Consider the following 21,856-nt stretch of genomic DNA (forward strand, 5'->3'; position numbering starts at 1 on the left):
ATGAGAATCTTTGTAGTAGACGACGAACCGGAAATCAGAAAGTCCCTCAAGGATATTTTGGAAGACGAGAGCTACGAAGTGGAGCATTTCTCTTCGGGCAAAAATTTTTTAAAGCAACTCAAGATAGAAAGACCCAGTCTAGTTCTTTTGGACGTATGGCTTGGAAAAGAGGACGGGCTAAGCATTCTAGACGAATGCAAAAAAATCTATCCTACGGTTCCAGTTCTCATGATCTCCGGACACGGAACCATAGAATTAGCGGTCCAAGCCACCAAGAAAGGGGCGATGGACTTCTTAGAAAAGCCGCTCTCCATCGCCAAAGTATTGGAATCAGTAGAAGACGCTCTATTGCATTCCGAAAAATTCGAATCTCCCGAAATTAAATTGGAGAACGACGAGATCCTAGGAAATTCCCCGGCGATCCAAAAAGTAAAATTTTCCATCGCCCAGGCAGCCGCGACCAACGCTCGTGTTTTTATTTATGGGGAGAACGGAACCGGCAAGGAACTCGTTGCCCGCACAATCTTCAAAAATTCCAAACGCAAGGAACAGCCTTTCGTAGAAGTAAACTGTGCAGCGATTCCGGAAGATCTAATAGAATCCGAACTATTCGGTTATGTAAAAGGCGCTTTTACCGGAGCGACGGAGAACCGGATCGGAAAATTCGAAGCGGCAAACGGCGGGACTCTATTCTTAGATGAGATCTGCGATATGTCCTTGTCCACCCAAGCCAAGGTGCTTAGGATTTTGCAAGAGCAAAGATTCGAAAAATTAGGAAGCACCGAAAGAGTCTCCGTGGACGTTCGAATCATCGCGGCCACGAATATACCCGTAGAAGAAGCGATCCGGGACGGAAAGTTCCGGGAAGATCTATACTACAGATTGAATGTGATCCCGATTATCATTCCTCCTCTAAGGGATAGAAGATCGGATATTCCTCTACTCGTGGACCATTATGTGCGATTGACATTGGAAGAGAACCATCTTCCCACCAAAATTATAGAGAAAGAAGCGCTAAATCTCTTAGAGAGTCATTTCTGGCCGGGTAACGTAAGAGAACTTAAGAATGTGGTGGAAAGACTCTGTATTATGACCGTGGGAGAGGTTATACGCGCTCAGGATGTAAAGGATTCTCTCACCGGATTCCTAAAAGCGAACGATTTGGCGGAAAAAGGGGATCTAAAAAGAGCCAAAGAAGAATTCGAAAAACAGTATATTATAAAAACTTTGCAATTAAACGAAGGAAACGTCACTAAGACTTCCAAAGCTCTTGGAATAGAGCGCACCCATCTATATCGCAAAATGAAATCTTTAGGCATCCAGGCGGAAGATATTCATGAGTAACGGAAATTTCATAACCGAACTCAAAGGGATCCTGAAGGACTTAAAATATCTGATCCTCAAGGACGAATTCCCCATTCTCAGAAAGCAAGGAGAAGAGGATCCCCAAAACCTAGATCTGATCTGGAAAAATTCCTGGAACTGGCTCCCTTCCGCGACGGCCGCAACTAAGGAAAATCCAGGGTCTGCAGCTCGGGGTCCTATCGCACGGACGCCCGCCAAAAAAGAGGAAAGAAATTTTTCCTGCAAGCTATGCTCCGACAGACTCAGCGCAATCCGTCATTTCATTGTGAGAGGCAGAAAAAAGGTCCTGGTTCTGCATTATACCGGAGAGACCGTACCCGGAAAAGAGTCCTATATTAAAACCTCTCCCTTAAAGACGTTTCGTAGTTCCGAAGCGGAAGACGTATTCGAAAGAATGGTGCAGAAAGTCTTCGGATTCTCCATGAAGGAATTCTTCTACCAGGAATTTCCCGCCTGTTTATTTTCCCAGGACAGATCTTCTGAATCGGATTGGAAAAGAAGAACGGAAAATTGTAAAACTCACGTGCTCGAGACCGTAAATGAAGAGGGCATCCAAGGCGTTATTTTATTGGGAGCTGCAGCGACTCTTTTTTACGGCAAGGACGAGGCGATGAAAAAAATGGGCAATACTCTGGAGCTCGAACCGGGTCTTCCCATGATCGTCCTACGATCTCCAGAAGCTATTTTAGCCGCAGAGCAAAAACGTAAGAATAGCAAACCCGACACCCCGGAATTCCAGGAAGCCAAGAAGAAGGAAATAGAAGTAAAAGAAAGTATCCTGGCCCAATTGGAAATTTTTCACTCAGAGGTAAAGGAAAGGATTTGATCCAGTACGCCGAAGTAGCCTTCGACCTTCCGATTTTGGAAGACAGCTTCACTTACGAAGTCCCGCCCGGCACTCAGGTGGGAGTGAGGGTAGAAGCGAAACTCCGAGGCAGAAAAGAAGAAGGCATCATACTTAGCCTGCATCATAACGAACCGAATTACGAAGTTCTTTCGGTCGAACGTGTCGTAGACAAGACTCCAATCGTTAACGAAGAACAGATCCAACTAGCATATTGGTTAAAGGAACAATACCTGGCTTCCCTGGGAGAATGCATCCATAAGATGATCCCCGCGGGTAGAAGACATTCCAAAGTGGATCTAAAAAACGGGGCAGAGGAAACCTCTCCTCTGGAGTTGAACGAAGAACAGAAACTCGCCTACGAAAATATCAAAAGAGACTTCGGAAAGGATGCCGTCCATCTTCTATTCGGGATCACCGGAAGCGGAAAAACGGAAGTTTATCTGCATCTGATCCGGGACATCTTAAAGAACACGAATAAAGGCGTACTACTACTCGTTCCGGAAATCGGATTAACGTATCATATTATCCGAAAACTAGATTCTGTATTCCCGGGGCAGATCGCATTATTGCATTCCGCATTAAAAGTCTCGGAAAGATTCAAGGCGTATACAGATCTTTTGCACGGAAGAAAGAGAATCGCGGTCGGAACCCGCTCCGCGGTATTCGCTCCTATCCAAAATTTAGGACTGGTAATCATAGACGAGGAACACGACGGTTCCTTTAAAGAACATTCCACTCCCAGATACCATGCGAGGCAGGTCGCTTTGCATAGATGTAGGAAGAATTCCGCCGTTTTGGTTTTAGGCTCCGCTACTCCCTCTTTGGAAGTGTATCATTTAGCGAAAACCGGAAAAATAGGAATGCAGGTGCTTTCTAAGAGACCTGGAGCCGCCAAACCTCCGACGATTCGGATCGAGGAGAATAGGAAAGACGCGAGACTCTTAAGTTCTCCGCTTACGTTCGCAATCAAACAAAGGTTGGATAAAAAGGAACAGGTCATTCTTCTCTTGAATCGAAGAGGATACAGCCCTCTTTTGTATTCCGAAAACCAAAAGAATTATATTCCCTGTCCGAATTGCACCTCCCATTTGTGCTATCACAAAAAAGGAAGCGTTATCTGCCATCTCTGCGGATTCACGGACTCCTTGGCTCATCTGGAAGCGAGGTTGGGTGAGAAGCTCGTCCTTATGGGAACTGGAACCCAGAAATTGGAGGAGTTCCTACTCGAATCCTTTCCCGGCGCGAAGGTGGAAAGATTGGACCAGGACTCTATCCAGGACAAGTCGGTCCTTACGGATGTGATCGGAAGACTCGTAAACGGAGAAATCGATATTCTCACCGGAACCCAAATGATTTCGAAAGGACTCGATGCGGGGAGAGTCACTTTAGTGGGAGTCCTAAACGCAGGAATCGGTCTAGGACTTCCTGACTTCCGCGCGGGAGAAAGAGTATTTTCCCTTCTGACACAAGTCGCAGGTAGAGCAGGGCGCTCTCATTTGGAAGGAGAAGTTTTGATCGAAACCAATACGGTGGATCATCCGGTCATCCGAATGGCTTTAGACCAGGACTATATTCGATTTTACGAATCCGAACTTCCGATCCGTAAAGAATTGTTTTATCCTCCGTTTTCCCGGTTGGTAAGGATTCTTTCCCGCTCTAAGGACGAAGAGGTTTCCTTAAAAGTAATAGAAGAGGTGCATAGAATCTTAAAGCGCCATCTTCCCGAACCGAATACTGTCGTTTTGGGTCCGGCTCCTTGTCCCTTCTACAAGATAGACGCGAATTTTAGGAATCATATTCTAATCAAAACGACAGTGCAAAACAAATGGAGAGATATCTTAAGGGAAGAAGTCCGGCCTATGAAACTGCCTAAAAATGTTTACCTCGAATTGGATTTTGATCCAGTGGATCTAGTCTGATGAGAATCGCATTTTTCGGAACCCCCGAACCTTCCGCCGCTCTACTCCAATCGCTGATCCAAGAACCGGAGATCCAAATCGACTTCGTGGTGACGAATCCGGATCGTCCCAAAGGAAGAAGTAAAACGCCTGTACCGAGTCCTGTAAAGACTGTGGCCTTGGAAGCGGGCCTTCCCGTTTTTCAGTATGAATCCATCAAAAAAGAGAAGGAGACCGCTCTCATGGATTTTTCCGCGTTCCAACCGGATTTATATGTGGTCTTCGCTTACGGTTCCATTCTTCCCAAGGAAATCTATTCCCAGCCAAGATTCGGATCCATCAATCTACACGGTTCCATTCTTCCCGATTTGAGAGGAGCATCCCCCATCCAAACAGCGCTCTGGAAAGGATACTCGGAGTCCGGAATCAGCATACAATACCTGGGAGAGAAAATGGACGAGGGCGATATCATCCATATCTCCAAAGTCCCGGTGGATATCGAAGACGATACCGGGTCCCTGATGCAAAAGATCACCCACGCAGGAATCGAATCCATAATCCCTTTATTGAAAGGAAATCGAGAGAATCCATTTCCGGCGATCCCCCAAGACCATAGCAGGGCTACCTACTGCACGAAAATACAACCTGAAGATCGGACCTTAGATATGAATCTTCCTGCCCTGGATATACACAATCGGATCCGGGCATTGAGTCCGGAAATCGGAGCTGTTTGCAAATTTAGAGAAAAGAGAATGGTTCTCTGGAAAACGAGACCGTCCGAATTTTCCGATTCCTCGCTTGAGCCCGGCAGATTGAAACGAATGGACAAAAAGGCCCTTATTTTCCAGTGTGGAGATGGCCGTTTCCTGGAAATACTTTCCGTGCAACCGGAAAACAAAAACAAAATGAATGTTTCCGATTTTCTAAACGGTTTCCGAATTACGGATGAGGATCGTTTCGAGTGACTAAGGAAGAACTCCGCACCAAATATCTCCCTGCAGGGGGATACTTTTTTTTCATCGCATTCGGCTTGGTCGTTTTTTTCATCGCAGCCTTCTTGGTGGTCTTCATCCGAACCAAAAGCGCTACTATGGTGGTCATGCCGGACGTAGTAGGTAAACCCTATAACGAAGTCCATAACGAATTAGTAAGACTCCAATTAAAGGTCCGCCTCGAATCCAAAAGATATCCCGATAAGACCGACGGAATCATCATCTACCAATCCATTCGTCCCGGAAGGGAAATCGAAGCCGGTTCCAAAGTTTCTCTCACAGTAAACGTCGGGTTAGACCGACTCATCATGCCGGACGTAAAGGGACAATCCTTGGCATCCACAAAGAATTCCCTAGAAAAAGTCCTTTCCGGAGAGACCTACGTTTCCATGACGATAGGCGGAATCACATATGTGGAAGCGAAGGAAGGCGAGCTACCCGACGTTGTGGTGGATCAAATTCCCGAGGCCGGTAAGAATACTACCGCGGCCGAAAAAGTATTTTTATTAGTAACTAAATCCCCAGCAAAGAAAAAGGAGGGCGAGGCCCCCCAGACCCTGGACTTTAAGCCTGGAGATTCCTTTGTTTTCGCTCAAAGGACATTGGCGAGAGCGGGGATTCCTTCCAGAGCGGAAGTACTTCCTACTAAATTCCGTCCCGATTCGGGTAAGATAGAATCCGTACAAAAGATCGGGAACGAATACCAATTCAAGGTTTTCTATTTCGAACCGGAAGACAGAGTCGAAAGCGGATACGAAAGCTTCGAGTACAAGATCCCGGAAAACGGAACCTACAAGCTCTTAGTGAAGGACCAAAACGACGATTCCAAACAAACGGAAATCTCCGCTCCCACGCAATACAAAGAGGGAGATAGGATCCAGACCGTATTTTATAGAGCCGGAGACGTTACTCTTGTTCTACTGGACCAAAGCGGATCTAAAGTAAAATCCAAAGATTACGAGAACGAATTTTGAAAATATCTGCCTCTATTCTCGCCACACAACTCAGCGGACTGGCGAATATCGTCCCAAGCTTTAAGAAAGAAGGGATCGATCTGGTTCATATGGACGTAATGGACGGAAATTTCGTCCCCCAGATCAGCTTCGGAGAAGCTATCAACAAGGAAGTTAAAGCAATGACTTCCATCCCTCTGGATGTGCATTTGATGGTGGAGAAGCCGGAGAATCACGTTCATAAATACTATGAACTAGCTCCTTACTGTATTACGTTCCATGCGGAAACCACACGTTTCCCGATTCGTCTGGCCCAAGAAATCAAGAAGAATGGGACCAAAGTTGGAGTCTCCTTGAATCCGGGAACCCCAGTAGTAGTCTTAGAGACTCTTCTTCCTTATATCGATTTAGTCCTCATTATGACTGTAGAGCCGGGCTTTTACGGCCAAAAGTTCGTGGATGGGGGAATGGACAAGATCCGCAAGGTCAAGTCTCTCATCTCTTCTTATCCGATCGAATTGGAAGTGGATGGGGGAGTCAACGATAGCAATATCCAGGAACTTTCCCAAGCGGGAGTGGATATCTGCGTCGTAGGGGCGGGGCTTTTTAAAACCGGAGATCCGAGCGAAAACGGAATCCGTCTGAAAAAGATCGCAGCCGAAGCTTCCCGTTAAATCTTGACATAAGGGCCTGGCGCGAAAAAATGGTCTATTAAGGCGTACTGTAAGAACAGGGCGCTATCGTAATCGATACGAAGGAATTTTACTTTGGTTAAGATCAGACTACAAAGAACCGGTGCCAAGAATAACGCTCACTACCGCGTAGTGGCTGCTGATAGCAGATCCCCTAGAGACGGTAAATTCATCGATATTCTGGGACATTACCATCCGGCGGAACTCAAAGGGCAGACCACTCTGAACAAGGAAAAGATTCTTTCCTGGCTCGGAAAAGGCGCTCAACCTACCGGAACCGTTCTGAACCTTATTAAAAACGAGGGAATCTGGGCGGAATTCAAGCAATCAGTGAAGAAGTAATGGAAGATCTGATTCGCTATATCGTTACCTCTCTGGTAGATCATCCGGAAGAAATTTCCGTGACCGAGATCGAAGGCGAGGAGCAAACCGTCTTAGAACTTAGGGTTTCCCCCAAAGACGTAGGAAAAGTGATCGGTAAAAACGGTCGTATCGCCAAATCCTTGAGAGCGATTCTAACGGCAGCCTCCATCAAAGCCGGAAAAAACTTTTCCTTGGAAATTATTGACTGAAACTCGCATCCTAACCGGCAAACTAGGTAAACCCTTCGGACTGAAGGGTTTACTGCGTTTAGTGGCCCAGGATAGCGCAGTCCCCCAACTGAAATTCCCCGTTCCCGCTCGTATCGAATTCCCAGGCAGGGAAGCAAAAGAAGTCCAAATACTACGCGTGCAAATCCAGTCGGGACGGATCCATCTGCAATTAGAAGGAATCACGACACCGGAAGCGGCCTCTTCCTTAACCGGCGGAAATCTATATATAGAACGTTCTTACTTTCCTAAGTCCAAAGGAGAAGAATACTATCTCTTCGAATTAAAAGGCCTGAAAGCGGTGAGCGAAAAGGGAGAAGAATTGGACTGGGTGCTCACGGATATTATTGAAAATCCGGCACATTCCATTCTAGTCTTTCAAAAAGAGGACTCCGAGATTCTTGTTCCTTACGTGGAAAAGCATATCGGAAAGGTCCTTCTAGAAGAGGGTAAAATCCAAATCAAGGCCCCGGAAGATTGGAATGAAGTTTAATTTCATCACATTATTCCCTTCCAAGATAGAATCCTATTTTTCGGAGGGACTGCAAGAGAAGGCGATCCGAAACGGAGTGTTCTCCGTGAATGTAGTCCATCTCAGGGACTTCTCCAATAATAAGCATCTCAAGGTGGACGACACTCCTTACGGAGGAGGGCCGGGTATGCTTCTTAAAGTGGAGCCAATCCATTTGGCCTTAGAGTCTCTAGGCAAGGAAAAAGGGGTCGTCATCCTGACCACTCCTTCCGGAACTCCCTTCGATCAGAAGGTCGCAGAGAAGCTAGCGGGGCTCCAAAAGCCGATCACACTCTTATCCGGATATTATGAAGGGGTGGATCATCGAGTTACCGAGCATCTTGTTGACATAGAACTGTCCCTTGGAAATTATGTAATTTCAGCCGGAGATTTGGCTAGCCTTTGCATCGCAGACGCTGTGTCCAGGCTTTTGCCCGGCTTTTTAGGCGACCGAGAGAGCCTGGAAGAAGAATCTCATAACGAGAGGGATGTTCTTGAATATCCCCAATATACGAAACCTTCCGAATACAATGGCTGGAAGGTTCCTGATATACTCTTGGGCGGAAACCACGCGGCGATAGATTCTTGGCGCAATGCCAATCGAAAGAAAGTCGACCCTGATATTACGAGGAAATTATGAAAGAACTTCTCAAAGGCGGTTTGCCTACCGAAGCCAATCGTACCCTGAACTTTAATGTCGGGGATACCGTAAAGGTCCACTACAAGATCCAAGAATCCGGTAAGGAAAGGGTTCAGGTTTACGAAGGAGTGGTGATCTCCATCTCCAACGGCGGAAACGGAAAGTCCTTCACCGTTCGTAGGATTTCCTACGATGTGGGCGTAGAGAGGGTATTTCCTCTTTACTCACCAAGAATCGCAAAAATCGAATTAGTACGCAAAGGACGAGTTCGTCGTTCTAAGCTATTCTTCTTAAGAGAGCGTTCCGGAAAATCGGCTCGTATCCGCGAGTTGAAAGGCGGAAAAATTTTGGTCGCTGAAGACAGAAAGCGCCAAACTGTGGAAGAAGCCGCTGCTGCCGCTCCGGCCGAAACTCCCGCTCAATAAGATTCCTTCTAAGAACCGACCGCTTGTATATGCGGTCGGTTTCCTGATTTTACCTCTCCTTTTTCTCCCTTTTCCTTTTCCTCCGAATCGATTGCCAATTTAGATTCTATTCTTATCCTAGCCTCCAACACGGAGCCATGATCAACCTTGCCTACTGCATCCTTTGAACCGGAAGAACTCCGCTTATATAAAAATAATATTCCTTGCGGGGTCGACGAGGCCGGAAGAGGTCCCTATGCCGGGCCTCTATCGGTAGGACTCGTGTCCTTCTCCCCGGAAGTGTTAAACGAAATCCAAGAAGGTAGAGTTTTAAAAGGTTTGAACGATTCCAAAAAGCTTTCGGAGAACAAACGAGAATCCCTATATTCCGAAATCTTGGAGATCGCCCAAACGGTTTCCCATGCATTCTTATCCCATACGTATATAGATCGATTCGGAATCAACCGAGCGGTCCTGGAAGGAATCCTCAAATGTTATAGAAAGGCGATACCGGGACCGATAGAAAAAGAAGAGAAAGGGATTCTACTCTTGATAGACGGGAACTATAACTTTTCCCGTTATAAAGAGTCGGAAGTTCTTGCTTCCCAGTCTTATTATTATAAGAAAGGGGACTCGCGAATCGCAAGCATCGCCGCCGCTTCAATCATAGCCAAGGTCAAAAGAGACCGGTTCATGAAGGGGATTGCGGCAAAATTTCCCGGTTACGGTTTCGAATCGCATAAGGGATACGGAAGTTCTTCCCACGAGGAAGCGATTCGCAATCTGGGAATTTCCAGAATCCACAGAAGATCTTTTACGAAAAAATTTCATGCTCCCGATTCCTCCCAGTCCTATAGAACCGAATAAGGCAAGCTCACCGAATCGATCGGAGAGACTCCCGGAGACCCATAGGGTCTCTTTCTACGCGGATTCGGCGTCCCTATTCAAGAATCCGGAACTCTTCGACGGAGAATCCAAAGAAGCGCCTTTTTTTAGAGTCTGGGTAAAGGAAGGAACTAGAGACGGAAGGGTTCAGCTCTTTTGGAAAGGAAAAACGCTGGATGCGGATACCAAGACCCCTTTGCTTACAGGAGAAAGCATAGTTTTAGTTCGAAACCAAACTTCTCCTACGTTCGAGTGGAAAATCCAAGAAAGAAAACTAACGGATGACGAGAACGCGTCGGAAGTCTTTTCTCCCGTAGAAAAAGGACTCGCAGGAGCACTAGAGAAAATTTTATCCCACGAGGAAGGCCCTGCCTCCCAAGATGCGATTCTATCCTTTCTGAAGAGCTATTTTCCTTTTTTAGAATGGAAACCGGACACTCCGATTTTCGACTGGGAATGGGAAGAGGGGAAAGCGGAAGGTTACCTGGACCAGGAAGGTTCCGACAAAATTTTCGTACTGTTCATGGAAACTCCCCAAGACGGTCCGAGTCTCTATCGCTTTCATTGGAAGAAGGAAGATGCTTCCGACCTGGTCCTAACCGCAGTTTATACTAGTTCTAAAATGTACTTGCATATGGGTCGGAATCGTAAAAAATTTAAGCAGTTCCTGGAAGATTTAGGAATCAGAATCCAGGAAGTCCGGATAGAATGGAAACCCTCTCTACAAAGGAGGGAATGGACCGCGTGAAATTAGGAATCGCCCTGAAATTCGTACCAGAAAAGAACCAAGGACCCGTGGTACTTGCGACCGGAGAAGGTCTCCTCGGAGAAAAAATCGCAAGGATCGCGCAAATGCACGGGGTCCCGGTGGTAGAGGATGCTCCTTTAGCACATGCTCTTTCTCCTTTACCAGTAGGAAAAGAGATACCTGAGAATTTATACCGGGCAGTCGCCGGAGTATTCGCATTTGTACTGAGCCAGAATGAGGAAAGCGAACCTAAGGATCGCAAAAAATGAAAAAGTTAAACGTATCTGAACTGAAAGCGGGAATGAGATTCACCAAACCGGTTTATCTGGATAAGGAAAATCTGTTCATCACGTCCAATACTCCAATCACCGATTCCGACTTGGAAAGACTCAAACGCTTCGGTATTACGGAAGTTCTGACTCACGGAGACATTCTGGTCATAGACGTGGATCCCGATCATTTGGAAACCCAGTTAGAGGATTTCATCGTCAGTACGATCGTGGACGAGGACCTTCTTCCCCTAAAAGGAATTTACGATAATTTAAATAGAATTAAGGTCCAGTTCTCCAATCTATTTAAGAATACTTTCAACGTGGTTCAGGATGTGTATCGCAAGGCCGCCGACGATAAGATATTCGATTTTGGACCGGTAAGGGAGCAAGGAGAGGCTCTCACTGATTTCGTGCGCACTCATTCCAATCTGTCTTATCTCATTTTAGGGATGAATAATCCGGGATATTATCTATATAATCAGATCACGACTTCCACTTTTTATGCTTTGATCATAGGAAAGCTACTGGATTTTTCCCGACCCAAGATGTTGGACCTCGCCATTTCCTGTCTTGTGGCGGATGTAGGAATGACCAAGGTTCCCGCTACGATTTCCGAAAAAACGGACCAACTTACGGACGAGGAATACAAATCCATTCTAAAGCACACAATCATCGGCTATCAAATTCTGACCCAAAAAGTCAAGATCAAGAATAGCCTCGCAATCGTAGCTCTACAGCACCATGAGAGATTCGATGGAAAAGGATATCCTCAGAAATTAGCCGGAGTCGCGATCGAGGAAAACGCGAGAATTTATGCGATCGCGGATAATTTCTCCGCGCTTATTACCAATCGTCCTCATCGCCAAAGGATTCTTCCTCACGAGGCGATCAAATCCATGATTAGCATGGATGTGGGAAAGTTCGACCTAAAGATTGTGCGCACATTTTTGAACCAAGTATCCCTATATCCGGTAGGTTCCTGCGTAGAGCTCTCCGATAAAAGAGTGGGAATCGTTTTAAGTTCCAATCCCGATAAACCTTTACGCCCCTCCATTCGTATTATAAAAGACGAATATGGAACCTACGTTAGAAATCTGATTCTCGTGGACTTAGTAAAGGAGAATCATTTATTCATCGTCAAGGCCTTAGATCTGATCGAAGCCACCGCGAATAAATAAAAATTTCACGCAAACCTCCCGGCGCCGGAACCGGCTTTTCGTATGGAAAAAGATCGTTCCAAGCGAGAAGCGGGGATCACCGGAGAAAATCTTGCGGCGGATTTCCTTTTAAAAAACGGGTATAGCATTCTTGCCAGAAATCATAGAATCCGGATCGGAGAAATCGACATAATCGCCTTAAAAGAGGAAACTATTCATTTTATCGAAGTGAAGCATTGGACCTCTCCCGGATACTCGGACCCCCTGGAGACGTTTACCCCTAAGAAAATCAAAAGGATGAGAGCGGCAGCCGCGGATTATTTGCGCAGAGATCGTTCTCTTCAAAACTATTTTGTCTCTTTTTGCCTAGTCTCTGTGGGTGAAAAAAGGGAACTGAATTTTTATCTAAATCTATTCTAAAAGCTTCGTTAAGCGTTTCCCGGAACGGGTCGATTTTCGAATTGTCTGCGGGTTCTCAAGGATGAGGACCTTAAATCGTTACAAGGAAGTAACTATGAAAAGCATCCAAATTCTCGGCAACTTGGCCGGGACCGATCCTTTCGGCCCCGATCCTGTGATCCTGAGAAAACGAGGAGTTCCGATCAAAAAGCGGAAGTTCGAGGACTACAAGAAGAAGATCGAGGACGAAAACTATATTGATTTCGCCATCGATAAGATCGCTATGGAGCTCTCGCACTTCCTGTCAAAGTAACCACAAAAATAAAACCGTCGAAAGAACGAAGCTTAGGCTACGGCCCTGTTTTCCGGAGACCATCCGGAATTCAGGAAAACAAGGGCCTCCTCTAAGTGCCTCTCCAAAATCTCTCCGCTACCTTCCAAATCCGCAATCGTTCTCGCCACCTTTCTCCATTGGGAAGACTTGCGAATACTGAACCTCAATTTAGAAGCCGACTCGTTTAGGAAATCGGAAAGTTCCTTCGAGAGGGGAATACAAGCCTCCACCTCGTCGCCCCGAAGTCTTCCGTTATACAATTTTCCGGTTCTTCTCCAAAGTCTTTCTCTTTGGATCTCTGCCGCCTTGGTCACGGAGTCCCGGATCTTTTTCAAGTCTACGGACACTTTTCTCTGATCCGGATCGCCCGAGACGCGCAATTGGCAGAAGATTTCCACTCGGTCCCAAAAAGGTCCCGTAAAAGGAGCCTGGTATTTTTTCACCGTAGAAGGAGAACATATGCATGGCCTAAATCCGGATTCGAAATATCCGCAAGGACAGGGGTTAGTAGCCGCCATAAGAAGGAACGGGGCAGGGTGGGTGACGGATCCTGTGATCCGAGAGACCGTGATCTTTCCTTCTTCCATAGGTTCTCTCAGAGCTTGCAGCGTTCTGGATTGGAATTCGGAAAGTTCGTCTAAGAAAAGAATTCCGTGAGAAGCCAAGGAAACTTCTCCCATTTTTAAATTACTGGAACCTCCCACTAGAGAAATATCCGAAGCGGTATGGTGGGGACTCCGAAAAGGCCTCTCTACTTCCGTATCGCAAAGCAATTCTCCGAAGGAACGAAGAGCTAAGAGTTCCACTCCTTCCGATTCTCCGATTGGAGGCAAAAAAGAATACGCCAATTTGGAAAGCATCGTTTTTCCCGTTCCCGGAGAACCTGAAAGGAGACAATGGTGAAAGCCCGCACTCGCGATTTGCACCGCCCGAACGGCAGGAAGTTGGCTCCTATAAAATTCCGCCTTCCAGGGATAGACTTCCGGTTTCATTCGGATCCTTCCTTTCGGTTCGGGCGAAATTCCTCCCTTCAATAACGGGACCAAATCTCTCAAATGGGATATGGGAAATACGGAGAATTGTCCCAGAACGGACGCCTCCTCTCTATTTTCGTAAGGAACGACCACTTGAGAATATTCCGAATTTCCGACCGACATAAGAATCGGAAGAATTCCTCTCAATGGCTTGAGGCTTCCGTCGAGTCCTAGTTCTCCTAGTAAAAGGAATTTTTCCAGCTTCGCCGGATACGGGAGCTGGCCGGTAAGAGAAAGAATTCCCGCGGCTATGGGAAGATCCAAATAGGTTCCTTCTTTTTTTCTGCCGGCAGGGGCAAGATGCACTAGAATATTCAAAAGGGAGTAATCGAAACCGCTGTTTTCGACGGCGATCCGGATTCTGTCGGCCGATTCCTTGATTGCGGTCGTCGCGAGTCCCGTAATCGCGAACCTGGGAATCCCGCGTTTCATATTGATTTCAACGGAAACGGGGAAGGCCCGGATTCCTTCCAGAGAGGCACCTTGGAGTCGAACTAGTTTTAATGTTTCCATGCAGGTCTCGATTCCTCGAAAAGGACTTCCGCGCGCTTTTTTTTAAAAACTAGTTTATCCTCTTCGGTCCCCGAATATCCTTTGCCTGAAATGGTGCGATTGCCGGCTTTTTTACTGACTCTATTGACGATTCAATGTGCAGCCAGATTGATTAAGCAGGACAAATTGTTGGATATCAACGCGCATTACCAGGACAAGGTCTATTCTCTGAAAAAGGACACCAAAGTGTCCACCTCCGAGACCTTCCGCAAGGGAATGCTAGTGCGAATCTATGTGGAATCGACTCCGTCGCTCATTAAAATCAAGTGTTACCCCGCCGACCAGAAAAGGGAACACGCGATCGGTAGGTTGATTGCCTATCAGGTAAACGACGATTTCGAGAAGAAAGCCATCAATATCGAGGATTTGGATAAGATTGTTGAAAATGAGCTCACGGAATATAAAAAGAAAAAGTAAACGTCCTAGACTCCCCGGTTCAAGAAGGCATCCCGACCCGACCGATATTAAATACGTGAAACGGACGATTCTTTGCCTTCCCATTATCTCTGCCATGCTTACCTCATCGTTGTCGGCCGATCCGCTCAAAAACTATGATTCTGCAATTAGCGACTATGCTAATAAGGATTCTTCCTTCTTCACTGACAAGGAAGAGCGTAAGATTAAGCAATTATTCTCCCAATCTCCGGAAGAATGGGAAGCGGATAAGTTCTCCTCCTTAAGTTATAATAAAGACAAGTCCAATTTGGAATTGCCTTCCTTTATCAGCATCAACCCGATCATTTCTTCCAAAATCGTGAATCAAAGCGGTATCGTTTTGAAATCCTATGTCGTAAAACCTAAGGACACGCTTTTTAGAATCGCAAAGTCTTTAAAGACCACCGCTTCTAAGATCACGGAAGCCAACGGTTTAAAAAAGGGTTCCGTGCTGAAAGTGGGACAAAGTCTTAGCGTTCCCGTAAAGGTAGCTAACGCATCCCGCCAAAAAATCGAATTCAGAAGGGTATTTCTGACTCCAGTATTGAATGCTCGGGTATCCTCCCGCTTCGGCAAAAGAAAAGACCCGTTCCATACGGGAGGAGGGGGTTATCATACTGGAATCGATTTAGCCGGTCCCCAGGGAGCTCCTATCCTTGCCTCCGCCGACGGAGTGGTTAGTTTTGCCGGAGTCAACGGCGGATACGGAAATTCGGTAATCGTGGATCATGGAAACGGCTATAAAACCATGTATGCCCACTGTGCAAAAATTACGGTGGAAGTGGGAACAAAAGTAAAAGCGGGAACGGTCATAGGGGCAGTAGGTCGTACCGGTTCCGCCACGGGTTCCCATCTTCACTTCGAAGTATTTTACAACGAAAAGAGAATCAATCCAGAAGCGGCGCTCAGAAAAACCTTAAAAATCGTAACCAATCTAGATACCGGAAAGGTAGCTAAAATTTAGAATTCGAAGTTCTAAGTCTTCTCGCAAGAAATTTCGGGAACGGCTTTTTTATCGGATTTTAAGGGCGGTTATAAAAGGCGGCAATGAACGCGTTTTTCATAGAATTAAGAAAGCATACTTTCCTGGCATTGATTCCCATTGTGGTGCTATTCTCACTATCCTTGGCCTATCTTTGCAGAGGAGTACTCTTGCTTTTTCTTACCCCCGACGTTCAAACAAGCGCCTCGGGAACCGCCTATGCAAGAAGACCCGTTTCGACTCCCATCGTTTCCATAGAATCCTATAAGGAACTCGTAACCGGAAATTTTTTCCGAGGTAGTCTTGCTCCTCCTCCGGGAGAAACCGCTTTGGGAGCGGACGGGAACCCGGCTCCTCCTGACACAGGAGAAGGGGAGGAGATGCGGATCACTGGTACCCTAAGCGGGCACTGGAGTTTTGCTAGAGTTACCATATTAGAAAAAGGAAAACAAAACGCGGAAGAATTCGCAACCGGCGAAACCATAGCGGGCTATAAGGTCAAGGCGATCAATCTCACCCATGTGGTCTTGGAAAAAGGAGGCTCTTCCCTCAAGGTCGAAATCGGTCAGACCCCTGGAGAAGCTAGAGCGAAATTAGGAGCCGCCGCCCAAGGACCTGTACCGGCAGGTTCGGGGGACGCAGTACGTAAGATTCTTTCCAGACAGGACGTAAATAGAAAGCTGGCGGATCCAACCGCAATCTACAAGAACGCCAGATTTGGCCCATTTATGGAAAACAACGCGATTACCGGCTACAAAATCTATAGCATCGGAAATGAGCATATATTTTATTCCTTAGGCGCCCGGAACGGAGACGTAATTCGCCGGGTCAACGGTATGCCTCTCAACGATACCGTAAAAATGTTAGAAATGTGGAATTCCATTAAAACGACCGATAAAGTCTCTGTAGACGTAGACAGAGGCGGAAAGATCCTGACCTATGAATTTATTATCCGGAACTGAAGAATAGATGCGCAAAAGAGAATTCAAATCCCTTTATCTTAGAAATGCGACTTTCGCGGTTTTACTTCTGCTTTCGGTGAATGAGGGTGTATATTCCCAAAATACGAAAAAAGGTAAGAGAAGTACGACCCCGGCCGCGGAAGATACGAAAGAGCGTACATTCTTCGCAAACTGGAGAGACACCGAGCTTAACGATTTCTTAAAGGGGATGAGCGCAATCCTCCGTAAAAACATTCTCTTGGACGAAAGCCTAAAAGGCAAAAAAATCACCATCATCTCCCAAAAGGAGATCCCTGTTAAGAACGCGTTCCCTTTCATGAAGGCGGTACTCGAGTCCATGGGATTCGCCGTGGTGGAAGAAGCAGACCTGATCACGATCGTAAAGTTAAAGGACGCTCTGGCTCGTTCTCCTTATGTTAGAGTGGGAAAAGAGCCGATTCCGGATAACGAGGCTCTGGACAATAGAATCATCACTCAAATCATTCCTGTGGAAAACGTAAAGCCGGAGGAATTGGAACCCATTCTAAAAAGATTAACTTCTCCGAATACGGATGTTATCGTTTACAGAAATACGAACACCATCGTCCTCTCCGGTTCCACCGCCGACATCAATAAGCTTTTGACCCTCGTAAACGAATTGGATATCAAGCCGGACGAAGCAGGTCCGGGATCCGTCTCTTCCGCAGGCGACGTACATATTTATACTTTGGAATACAGCGAAGCTGAGAAAATCGCAGCTACTCTCATCAAGCTGGACAATCCGATAGTGGGAGACGTTCCCACTCCGAGCGGAGCACCGGGTGCTCCTCCACCTCCGGCTCCCAAAGTGGAAAAGATCAAAGCGGTCTCCCACAAGGAATCCAACTCCGTCATAGTAACCGCAACGGAAGCGGAATGGAACGAGATCCGTAAGATCATCCGTGTTTTAGATTCTGCGAGAAAACAAGTCTTATTGGAAGTGTTGATCGTAGAGCTCTCCTCCACGGATACGAACGATTTCGGTATAGACTGGAGATTCCAAGGCCAAGGACCTTATAGCCAATTTAACTCAGGGCTTGCCAAAGAAGGAAATATCATCAACTCTAGCGGTAGGATCAATCCGAACCTGAACACATTATCCGGCTTCTCCTTAGGATTCGTGCAGGCCGGTGCTCAACAGATTTTAGGAATCTTAAGTGCCAATCAAGGGAATGAGAATTTTAACGTCCTTTCCGCTCCGCAGGTTCTCACTTTGGATAACCAAGAAGCGGAGATCAACGTGGGTCAGGATGTTCCGGTAAGAACCCAAAGTAGAAACGCGGGATTAGGCGGCGCGAACGCCGTTACCGTGGATAACTACGAATATCGACCCACAGGTATCAAACTGAAATTCACTCCCCATGTGAATAAGAATAATAAGATCACGTTGGATCTATTACAAGAGATCAAGAATATCGCCTCCATCGCGTTGGCGGGAGGTAACCCTACCTTCAATAGAAGGGAAGTCAAGACCACGATTACCATAGATAATAAGCAGACCATCGTTATCGGAGGACTCATCTCCAACGATAAACAAAAGCGTCTCATTAAGATCCCTCTTCTGGGAGATATTCCTTATCTGGGTTGGATCTTCCGTAGAACCACGGAACAATTAAAAAAGACCAATTTGATGGTCTTTATCACTCCTCATATCCTGGACAACCGCGAATTGGCCGATAAAATGACGGTCAAAAAGAAGCTCCAACAGGAAAGATACGAGATCGAAAGAGAAAGAGTTCTGAACAAGGAAGCAACGATCAAGGAACGCGGAGAATAATCCAAAGTGAAGACCCTAGGAGATATACTCGTCGAGGACGGAGTCATTTCTGAAAAAGATCTGGAGGAATCCCTTAAGCTCCAGAAGAAGAACCATCTTCCCCTAGGTCATATTCTGCAAAAAAAAGGGATCGCCGGAGAGATAGACGTCTTAAAGGCGATGGCTCGTCTCTACCGGATGGAATTCCGGGAAAAAATAGATTTCAAGGGAATGGAAGAGATTTACGATCGCATTCCTCTCAAGCTTATCCAAAAAAGCAGGCTTGTCCCTTTCGAACTTGCCAAGAAGACGGTCCGAGTAGCTGTCTCAGATCCTACGGATCTCCATCCCATGGACGATGTCCGTGCTAATTTAAGAGAATTTAAAGTAGAATTCATTCTCGCTCCGGAACCGGAGATCATGAGAATCATCCACTCCCAGTTCGACACCACCTCCGCCGCGGCCAAGGATCTTTTGAACGAGATGGAGGGAAGTTTCTCCGAACTGGCGGAAGGTTTCGATAACGAGACTATAGACTTATCAGACGACGCGCCCATCATCAAAATGGTAAACGTCATCCTCTCCCAAGCGGTGAACGAGAGAGCTTCGGATATACACGTAGAGCCTTACGAAAAAAGCCTGGTGGTTCGTTACAGGATAGACGGTATTCTGCATAACGTTCTAACTCCTCCTAAGTCCTACCACGCTGGGATCACTTCTCGTATCAAAATCATGTCCAACCTGAATATCGCCGAGAACCGATTGCCTCAGGACGGACGGATCAAATTGAGATTGGCCGGAAAGGATGTGGACATCCGCGTATCCACGATCCCTTGCCAATTCGGAGAACGTATCGTGATGCGTCTTCTCAATAAGACCGACCAGAAATACTCCCTAGACACGATGGGCTTTTATCCGGACCTAATCAAAACGCTTCGTACCTTAATCTACGAGCCCCACGGAATCGTACTAGTCACGGGACCTACCGGATCCGGAAAATCGACCACACTTTATTCCGCATTGAGCGAATTGAATACGGAAGAAAGAAACATCATCACCTGCGAAGACCCGGTGGAATACCAGATAGAAGGCGTTTCCCAGATGCAGATGCAGGAGAAAATCGGACTCACTTTCGCGACAGGACTTCGGGCCATTCTTCGCCAGGACCCGGACGTGATCATGGTGGGGGAGATCAGGGACGAGGAAACCGCTAGGATCGCAATCCAGGCCTCCTTGACCGGTCACTTGGTATTCTCCACATTGCACACCAACGACGCAGCATCCGCTGCGACCCGTCTTATAGATATGGGAATCGAGCCTTACCTGATCACGTCCACCGTGCTAGGCTTCATGGCCCAGCGTCTGGTGAGAACTATTTGCGAAAAATGTAAAGTTACATATAAACCCAGCGCGGAGGAATTGGAGTCCTTAGGAATTTCCAAAAAGCAACTCAAGGGCGGAGTATTGCATAAGGGAGAGGGTTGCAATCATTGTATGGGAACCGGATTCAAGGGCAGGACCGGAATCTACGAACTTCTTATCATCAACAACCCGATCAAGGGAGCGATTCTTGCGGGACAGGACACGAACAGAATCAACGAGATCGCTTTAGAGAACGGATTCGAAACGATGAGAGATTACGGAATTCGTAAGGTGATCGACGGGATCACGACTCCGGACGAAGTCCTGAGGGTCACTTAATTTCGGGACATGGCTCTATTCACATATATCGCCTTCAATAAGAAGGGAAAGGAAGAAAAGGGGATTATCGACGCTCCTAATATCCAATCCGCACGGACCAAGCTGAAATCTAAGGGACTCTATGTCCGACAAATTTCCGAGGATGCAGAGCGTAAGGATAGGGAACTATTTCCGTTTTTAGCCAAGCTTTTGTATCGGGTTCCGCGCAAGGTCATCGGAATGTTTTGCAGACAATTGGGAACATTGCTAGGCGCCGGAATTCCTCTGGATAAATCCCTCTCGAATATAGTAGAGCAGACCGACCATGAAGTATTTCGAAAAGTCGTGGTCGCAATGCAGGCGGATATCACAGAAGGTATTTCCCTTTCGGATGCGATGAGAAAACATCCGGACGTTTTTCCGAACCAGTATCCTTCTTTGGTTTCGGTGGGAGAAAGAACTGGGGATTACGAGACGGCCCTCATTCGTCTTTCGGAAATGGAGGACAAGAATATAGAGCTCCGCTCCAAAGTGACGACCGCATTAGTCTATCCTTCGATCATCTTCATTCTTCTACAACTCGTAATCATATTTCTACTCACGACCGTAGTTCCTCAAATAGAACATTTATTCGTGGAATTCAATGCGACCCTGCCTCTCATCACAAGAATCGTGATCGGAAGTTCTAAGCTCATCACCGGATACTGGTTCCTACTTTTCCCGGCGATCTTTGCCGTGGTCATCGGGTTCTTCTTTTATAAGGGAACTCCGGAGGGAAAAGAAAAGTGGGAGAGGTTCGTCCTAAAAATTCCGATCGTAAGGACTCTTGCCAAAAAAGTTCTCATCTCCAATTTCGCGCGTAATTTGGGAATTCTTCTAACGAATCGGGTTCCTCTGATCGTATCCTTACAAATCGTGGAACAAATCGTGGACCATTCCGTTTTCGGCGAGGAAATCCGAAACGCCGCGGGTAGAATCAGGGAAGGGGAGAAATTGTCCTCTTCTTTCTTAAGTTCCGAGATTCTCCCCCAAATGGTTTTGGGGATGATGTCCGCAGGAGAAGCCTCGGATAGAGTCCCGGAAATGATGAACAAATTGGCGGAAATCTACGATTCGGAAGTGGATACTTCTCTTAAAGCTGCGACCCAGGCCATAGAACCTCTTATGTTGGTTTTCATGGGTTTTGCGATCGGAATTATCATGGCGGCTATCATCGTTCCGATGTTCAGCTTGACCCAAAACCTACAAGGCATATAAAATCAATACAAAGGAGCACCGACTTTGAAAACGGGAAAGAAACGAAGACAAGGATTTACCCTGATCGAACTAGCGATCGTAGTCGCCATTTTAGGCGCTTTGATGGCGATCATCATCGTCAATATCGATATCACCGGAGTGAACAACGACACTGCGGCCCTCAAGCTTCGCAAGGATAAGCAAGAACTCAGAATGAACTTGGAGAGATATTCCCAAAAATTCGGAAATTATCCCACCGAAGACCAAGGCCTCGAAGCTTTGGCGGAAAAGCCGACCACCGGAGACGTTCCGGAAGATTGGAGACCGATGGTAAACAGTAAGGACGCACTCAAGGATCCTTGGAAGAATCCGTATAAACTACGATTCGACAATTCCGGAGAGATCCAAATCTTCACTTATGGAAGAGACGGACAGGAAGGAGGAGAGGGTGAAAACACCGACTTTGACATCCTGAAAGACGAGGATTATCCGCCTCAATTCGCTAAAAAATAAT

Annotated in this window: 25 protein-coding genes; 24 read left to right on the forward strand and 1 reads right to left on the reverse strand. The window is 46.6% G+C overall.

All coding sequences use genetic code 11. The annotated features are described in order from the left end of the window. From LEP1GSC061_RS08365 to LEP1GSC061_RS08445, 17 genes are all read left to right on the forward strand, one after another. Window positions 1-1,344: a sigma-54-dependent transcriptional regulator gene (locus LEP1GSC061_RS08365; RefSeq protein WP_016544546.1), complete on the forward strand. Its 1,344-nt coding sequence runs from the start codon at window positions 1-3 to the stop codon at window positions 1,342-1,344. After that, window positions 1,337-2,191: a hypothetical protein gene (locus LEP1GSC061_RS08370; RefSeq protein ID WP_016544204.1), complete on the forward strand. Its 855-nt coding sequence runs from the start codon at window positions 1,337-1,339 to the stop codon at window positions 2,189-2,191. Before LEP1GSC061_RS08365 ends, LEP1GSC061_RS08370 begins: the two co-directional genes overlap by 8 nt. Further along, window positions 2,188-4,131, forward strand: a complete 1,944-nt coding sequence (gene priA, locus LEP1GSC061_RS08375) for a replication restart helicase PriA (RefSeq protein WP_016544372.1) — start codon at window positions 2,188-2,190, stop codon at window positions 4,129-4,131. Before LEP1GSC061_RS08370 ends, priA begins: the two co-directional genes overlap by 4 nt. Then, window positions 4,131-5,075 (forward strand): methionyl-tRNA formyltransferase, encoded by a 945-nt coding sequence (fmt, locus tag LEP1GSC061_RS08380; RefSeq protein ID WP_016544782.1) that lies wholly within the window; start codon window positions 4,131-4,133, stop codon window positions 5,073-5,075. The genes priA and fmt overlap by 1 nt, the downstream gene beginning before the upstream one ends. Beyond that, window positions 5,072-6,076, forward strand: a complete 1,005-nt coding sequence (locus LEP1GSC061_RS08385; protein ID WP_040508140.1) for a PASTA domain-containing protein — start codon at window positions 5,072-5,074, stop codon at window positions 6,074-6,076. The genes fmt and LEP1GSC061_RS08385 overlap by 4 nt, the downstream gene beginning before the upstream one ends. Further along, a complete protein-coding gene (rpe, locus tag LEP1GSC061_RS08390) occupies window positions 6,073-6,729 on the forward strand; it encodes a ribulose-phosphate 3-epimerase (protein ID WP_016544560.1) in 657 nt (218 codons plus the stop codon). The genes LEP1GSC061_RS08385 and rpe overlap by 4 nt, the downstream gene beginning before the upstream one ends. A 93-nt stretch (window positions 6,730-6,822) precedes the next feature. Further along, the gene (gene rpsP, locus LEP1GSC061_RS08395; protein ID WP_016544449.1) at window positions 6,823-7,089 is read left to right on the forward strand and encodes a 30S ribosomal protein S16; all 267 of its coding nucleotides are present in this window, start codon (window positions 6,823-6,825) and stop codon (window positions 7,087-7,089) included. Continuing rightward, complete coding sequence (locus LEP1GSC061_RS08400; protein WP_016544305.1) at window positions 7,089-7,319, forward strand: KH domain-containing protein; 231 nt, start codon at window positions 7,089-7,091, stop codon at window positions 7,317-7,319. The genes rpsP and LEP1GSC061_RS08400 overlap by 1 nt, the downstream gene beginning before the upstream one ends. After that, a complete protein-coding gene (rimM, locus tag LEP1GSC061_RS08405; protein WP_040508141.1) occupies window positions 7,312-7,830 on the forward strand; it encodes a ribosome maturation factor RimM in 519 nt (172 codons plus the stop codon). The genes LEP1GSC061_RS08400 and rimM overlap by 8 nt, the downstream gene beginning before the upstream one ends. Then, the gene (gene trmD, locus LEP1GSC061_RS08410) at window positions 7,820-8,488 is read left to right on the forward strand and encodes a tRNA (guanosine(37)-N1)-methyltransferase TrmD (RefSeq protein WP_016544991.1); all 669 of its coding nucleotides are present in this window, start codon (window positions 7,820-7,822) and stop codon (window positions 8,486-8,488) included. Before rimM ends, trmD begins: the two co-directional genes overlap by 11 nt. Continuing rightward, entirely contained in the window at window positions 8,485-8,913 is a 429-nt protein-coding gene (rplS, locus tag LEP1GSC061_RS08415) for a 50S ribosomal protein L19 (protein ID WP_016544183.1), read from the forward strand. Before trmD ends, rplS begins: the two co-directional genes overlap by 4 nt. 147 nt (window positions 8,914-9,060) lie before the next feature. After that, window positions 9,061-9,759 carry a ribonuclease HII gene (locus tag LEP1GSC061_RS08420; RefSeq protein WP_016544808.1) on the forward strand — a complete coding sequence of 233 codons (699 nt, stop codon included), beginning with the start codon at window positions 9,061-9,063 and terminating at the stop codon, window positions 9,757-9,759. After that, on the forward strand, window positions 9,722-10,525 hold the full coding sequence (locus LEP1GSC061_RS08425) for a hypothetical protein (protein ID WP_016544179.1): 804 nt from the start codon (window positions 9,722-9,724) through the stop codon (window positions 10,523-10,525). Before LEP1GSC061_RS08420 ends, LEP1GSC061_RS08425 begins: the two co-directional genes overlap by 38 nt. Then, window positions 10,513-10,794 (forward strand): EscU/YscU/HrcU family type III secretion system export apparatus switch protein, encoded by a 282-nt coding sequence (locus LEP1GSC061_RS08430; protein WP_040508142.1) that lies wholly within the window; start codon window positions 10,513-10,515, stop codon window positions 10,792-10,794. The genes LEP1GSC061_RS08425 and LEP1GSC061_RS08430 overlap by 13 nt, the downstream gene beginning before the upstream one ends. Further along, a complete protein-coding gene (locus LEP1GSC061_RS08435; protein WP_016544459.1) occupies window positions 10,791-11,975 on the forward strand; it encodes an HD domain-containing phosphohydrolase in 1,185 nt (394 codons plus the stop codon). The genes LEP1GSC061_RS08430 and LEP1GSC061_RS08435 overlap by 4 nt, the downstream gene beginning before the upstream one ends. Window positions 11,976-12,017: 42 nt before the next feature. Further along, entirely contained in the window at window positions 12,018-12,374 is a 357-nt protein-coding gene (locus LEP1GSC061_RS08440; RefSeq protein ID WP_016544577.1) for a YraN family protein, read from the forward strand. A gap of 94 nt (window positions 12,375-12,468) precedes the next feature. Then, a complete protein-coding gene (locus LEP1GSC061_RS08445; protein WP_016544752.1) occupies window positions 12,469-12,666 on the forward strand; it encodes a hypothetical protein in 198 nt (65 codons plus the stop codon). Between the two features lie 32 nt (window positions 12,667-12,698). Here the strand turns inward: LEP1GSC061_RS08445 and LEP1GSC061_RS08450 are convergent, their stop codons facing one another. Further along, on the reverse strand, window positions 12,699-14,234 hold the full coding sequence (locus LEP1GSC061_RS08450) for a YifB family Mg chelatase-like AAA ATPase (RefSeq protein ID WP_016544867.1): 1,536 nt from the start codon (window positions 14,232-14,234) through the stop codon (window positions 12,699-12,701). A gap of 90 nt (window positions 14,235-14,324) precedes the next feature. On the opposite strand from LEP1GSC061_RS08450, the gene LEP1GSC061_RS08455 reads away from it, so the two are divergent. The 7 genes from LEP1GSC061_RS08455 (at window position 14,325) to gspG (ending at window position 21,855) form a co-directional block, all read left to right on the forward strand. Next, a complete protein-coding gene (locus LEP1GSC061_RS08455; RefSeq protein ID WP_040508143.1) occupies window positions 14,325-14,690 on the forward strand; it encodes a type II secretion system-associated lipoprotein in 366 nt (121 codons plus the stop codon). Further along, entirely contained in the window at window positions 14,659-15,672 is a 1,014-nt protein-coding gene (locus LEP1GSC061_RS08460; RefSeq protein ID WP_040508144.1) for a M23 family metallopeptidase, read from the forward strand. The genes LEP1GSC061_RS08455 and LEP1GSC061_RS08460 overlap by 32 nt, the downstream gene beginning before the upstream one ends. Window positions 15,673-15,755: 83 nt before the next feature. Then, window positions 15,756-16,652 (forward strand): type IV pilus biogenesis, encoded by an 897-nt coding sequence (locus LEP1GSC061_RS08465; RefSeq protein ID WP_016544623.1) that lies wholly within the window; start codon window positions 15,756-15,758, stop codon window positions 16,650-16,652. Window positions 16,653-16,659: 7 nt separating this feature from the next. Next, window positions 16,660-18,447: a type II secretion system secretin GspD gene (gene gspD / locus LEP1GSC061_RS08470; protein WP_016544296.1), complete on the forward strand. Its 1,788-nt coding sequence runs from the start codon at window positions 16,660-16,662 to the stop codon at window positions 18,445-18,447. A 6-nt stretch (window positions 18,448-18,453) separates the two neighbouring features. After that, entirely contained in the window at window positions 18,454-20,127 is a 1,674-nt protein-coding gene (gene gspE, locus LEP1GSC061_RS08475) for a type II secretion system ATPase GspE (protein ID WP_016544375.1), read from the forward strand. 9 nt (window positions 20,128-20,136) lie between these two features. Beyond that, entirely contained in the window at window positions 20,137-21,363 is a 1,227-nt protein-coding gene (locus tag LEP1GSC061_RS08480; protein WP_016544965.1) for a type II secretion system F family protein, read from the forward strand. A 24-nt stretch (window positions 21,364-21,387) separates the two neighbouring features. After that, on the forward strand, window positions 21,388-21,855 hold the full coding sequence (gene gspG, locus LEP1GSC061_RS08485; RefSeq protein WP_016545096.1) for a type II secretion system major pseudopilin GspG: 468 nt from the start codon (window positions 21,388-21,390) through the stop codon (window positions 21,853-21,855). Window position 21,856 lies beyond the last annotated feature (1 nt).

This window comes from Leptospira wolffii serovar Khorat str. Khorat-H2, assembly GCF_000306115.2.
GTDB classification, from domain to species: Bacteria; Spirochaetota; Leptospiria; order Leptospirales; family Leptospiraceae; genus Leptospira_B; species Leptospira_B wolffii.

Bases quoted from the DNA above. Each gene is read 5' to 3' on its own strand.
- LEP1GSC061_RS08365 (WP_016544546.1), top strand. From the start codon at position 1: ATGAGAATCTTTGTAGTAGACGACGAACCGGAAATCAGAAAGTCCCTC.
- LEP1GSC061_RS08370 (WP_016544204.1), top strand. From the start codon at position 1,337: ATGAGTAACGGAAATTTCATAACCGAACTCAAAGGGATCCTGAAGGAC.
- fmt (WP_016544782.1), top strand. From the start codon at position 4,131: ATGAGAATCGCATTTTTCGGAACCCCCGAACCTTCCGCCGCTCTACTC.
- LEP1GSC061_RS08400 (WP_016544305.1), top strand. From the start codon at position 7,089: ATGGAAGATCTGATTCGCTATATCGTTACCTCTCTGGTAGATCATCCG.
- trmD (WP_016544991.1), top strand. From the start codon at position 7,820: ATGAAGTTTAATTTCATCACATTATTCCCTTCCAAGATAGAATCCTAT.
- rplS (WP_016544183.1), top strand. From the start codon at position 8,485: ATGAAAGAACTTCTCAAAGGCGGTTTGCCTACCGAAGCCAATCGTACC.
- LEP1GSC061_RS08425 (WP_016544179.1), top strand. From the start codon at position 9,722: ATGCTCCCGATTCCTCCCAGTCCTATAGAACCGAATAAGGCAAGCTCA.
- LEP1GSC061_RS08430 (WP_040508142.1), top strand. From the start codon at position 10,513: ATGGACCGCGTGAAATTAGGAATCGCCCTGAAATTCGTACCAGAAAAG.
- LEP1GSC061_RS08435 (WP_016544459.1), top strand. From the start codon at position 10,791: ATGAAAAAGTTAAACGTATCTGAACTGAAAGCGGGAATGAGATTCACC.
- LEP1GSC061_RS08440 (WP_016544577.1), top strand. From the start codon at position 12,018: ATGGAAAAAGATCGTTCCAAGCGAGAAGCGGGGATCACCGGAGAAAAT.
- LEP1GSC061_RS08445 (WP_016544752.1), top strand. From the start codon at position 12,469: ATGAAAAGCATCCAAATTCTCGGCAACTTGGCCGGGACCGATCCTTTC.
- LEP1GSC061_RS08450 (WP_016544867.1), bottom strand. From the start codon at position 14,234: ATGGAAACATTAAAACTAGTTCGACTCCAAGGTGCCTCTCTGGAAGGA.
- LEP1GSC061_RS08455 (WP_040508143.1), top strand. From the start codon at position 14,325: ATGGTGCGATTGCCGGCTTTTTTACTGACTCTATTGACGATTCAATGT.
- LEP1GSC061_RS08460 (WP_040508144.1), top strand. From the start codon at position 14,659: ATGAGCTCACGGAATATAAAAAGAAAAAGTAAACGTCCTAGACTCCCC.
- LEP1GSC061_RS08465 (WP_016544623.1), top strand. From the start codon at position 15,756: ATGAACGCGTTTTTCATAGAATTAAGAAAGCATACTTTCCTGGCATTG.
- gspD (WP_016544296.1), top strand. From the start codon at position 16,660: ATGCGCAAAAGAGAATTCAAATCCCTTTATCTTAGAAATGCGACTTTC.
- LEP1GSC061_RS08480 (WP_016544965.1), top strand. From the start codon at position 20,137: ATGGCTCTATTCACATATATCGCCTTCAATAAGAAGGGAAAGGAAGAA.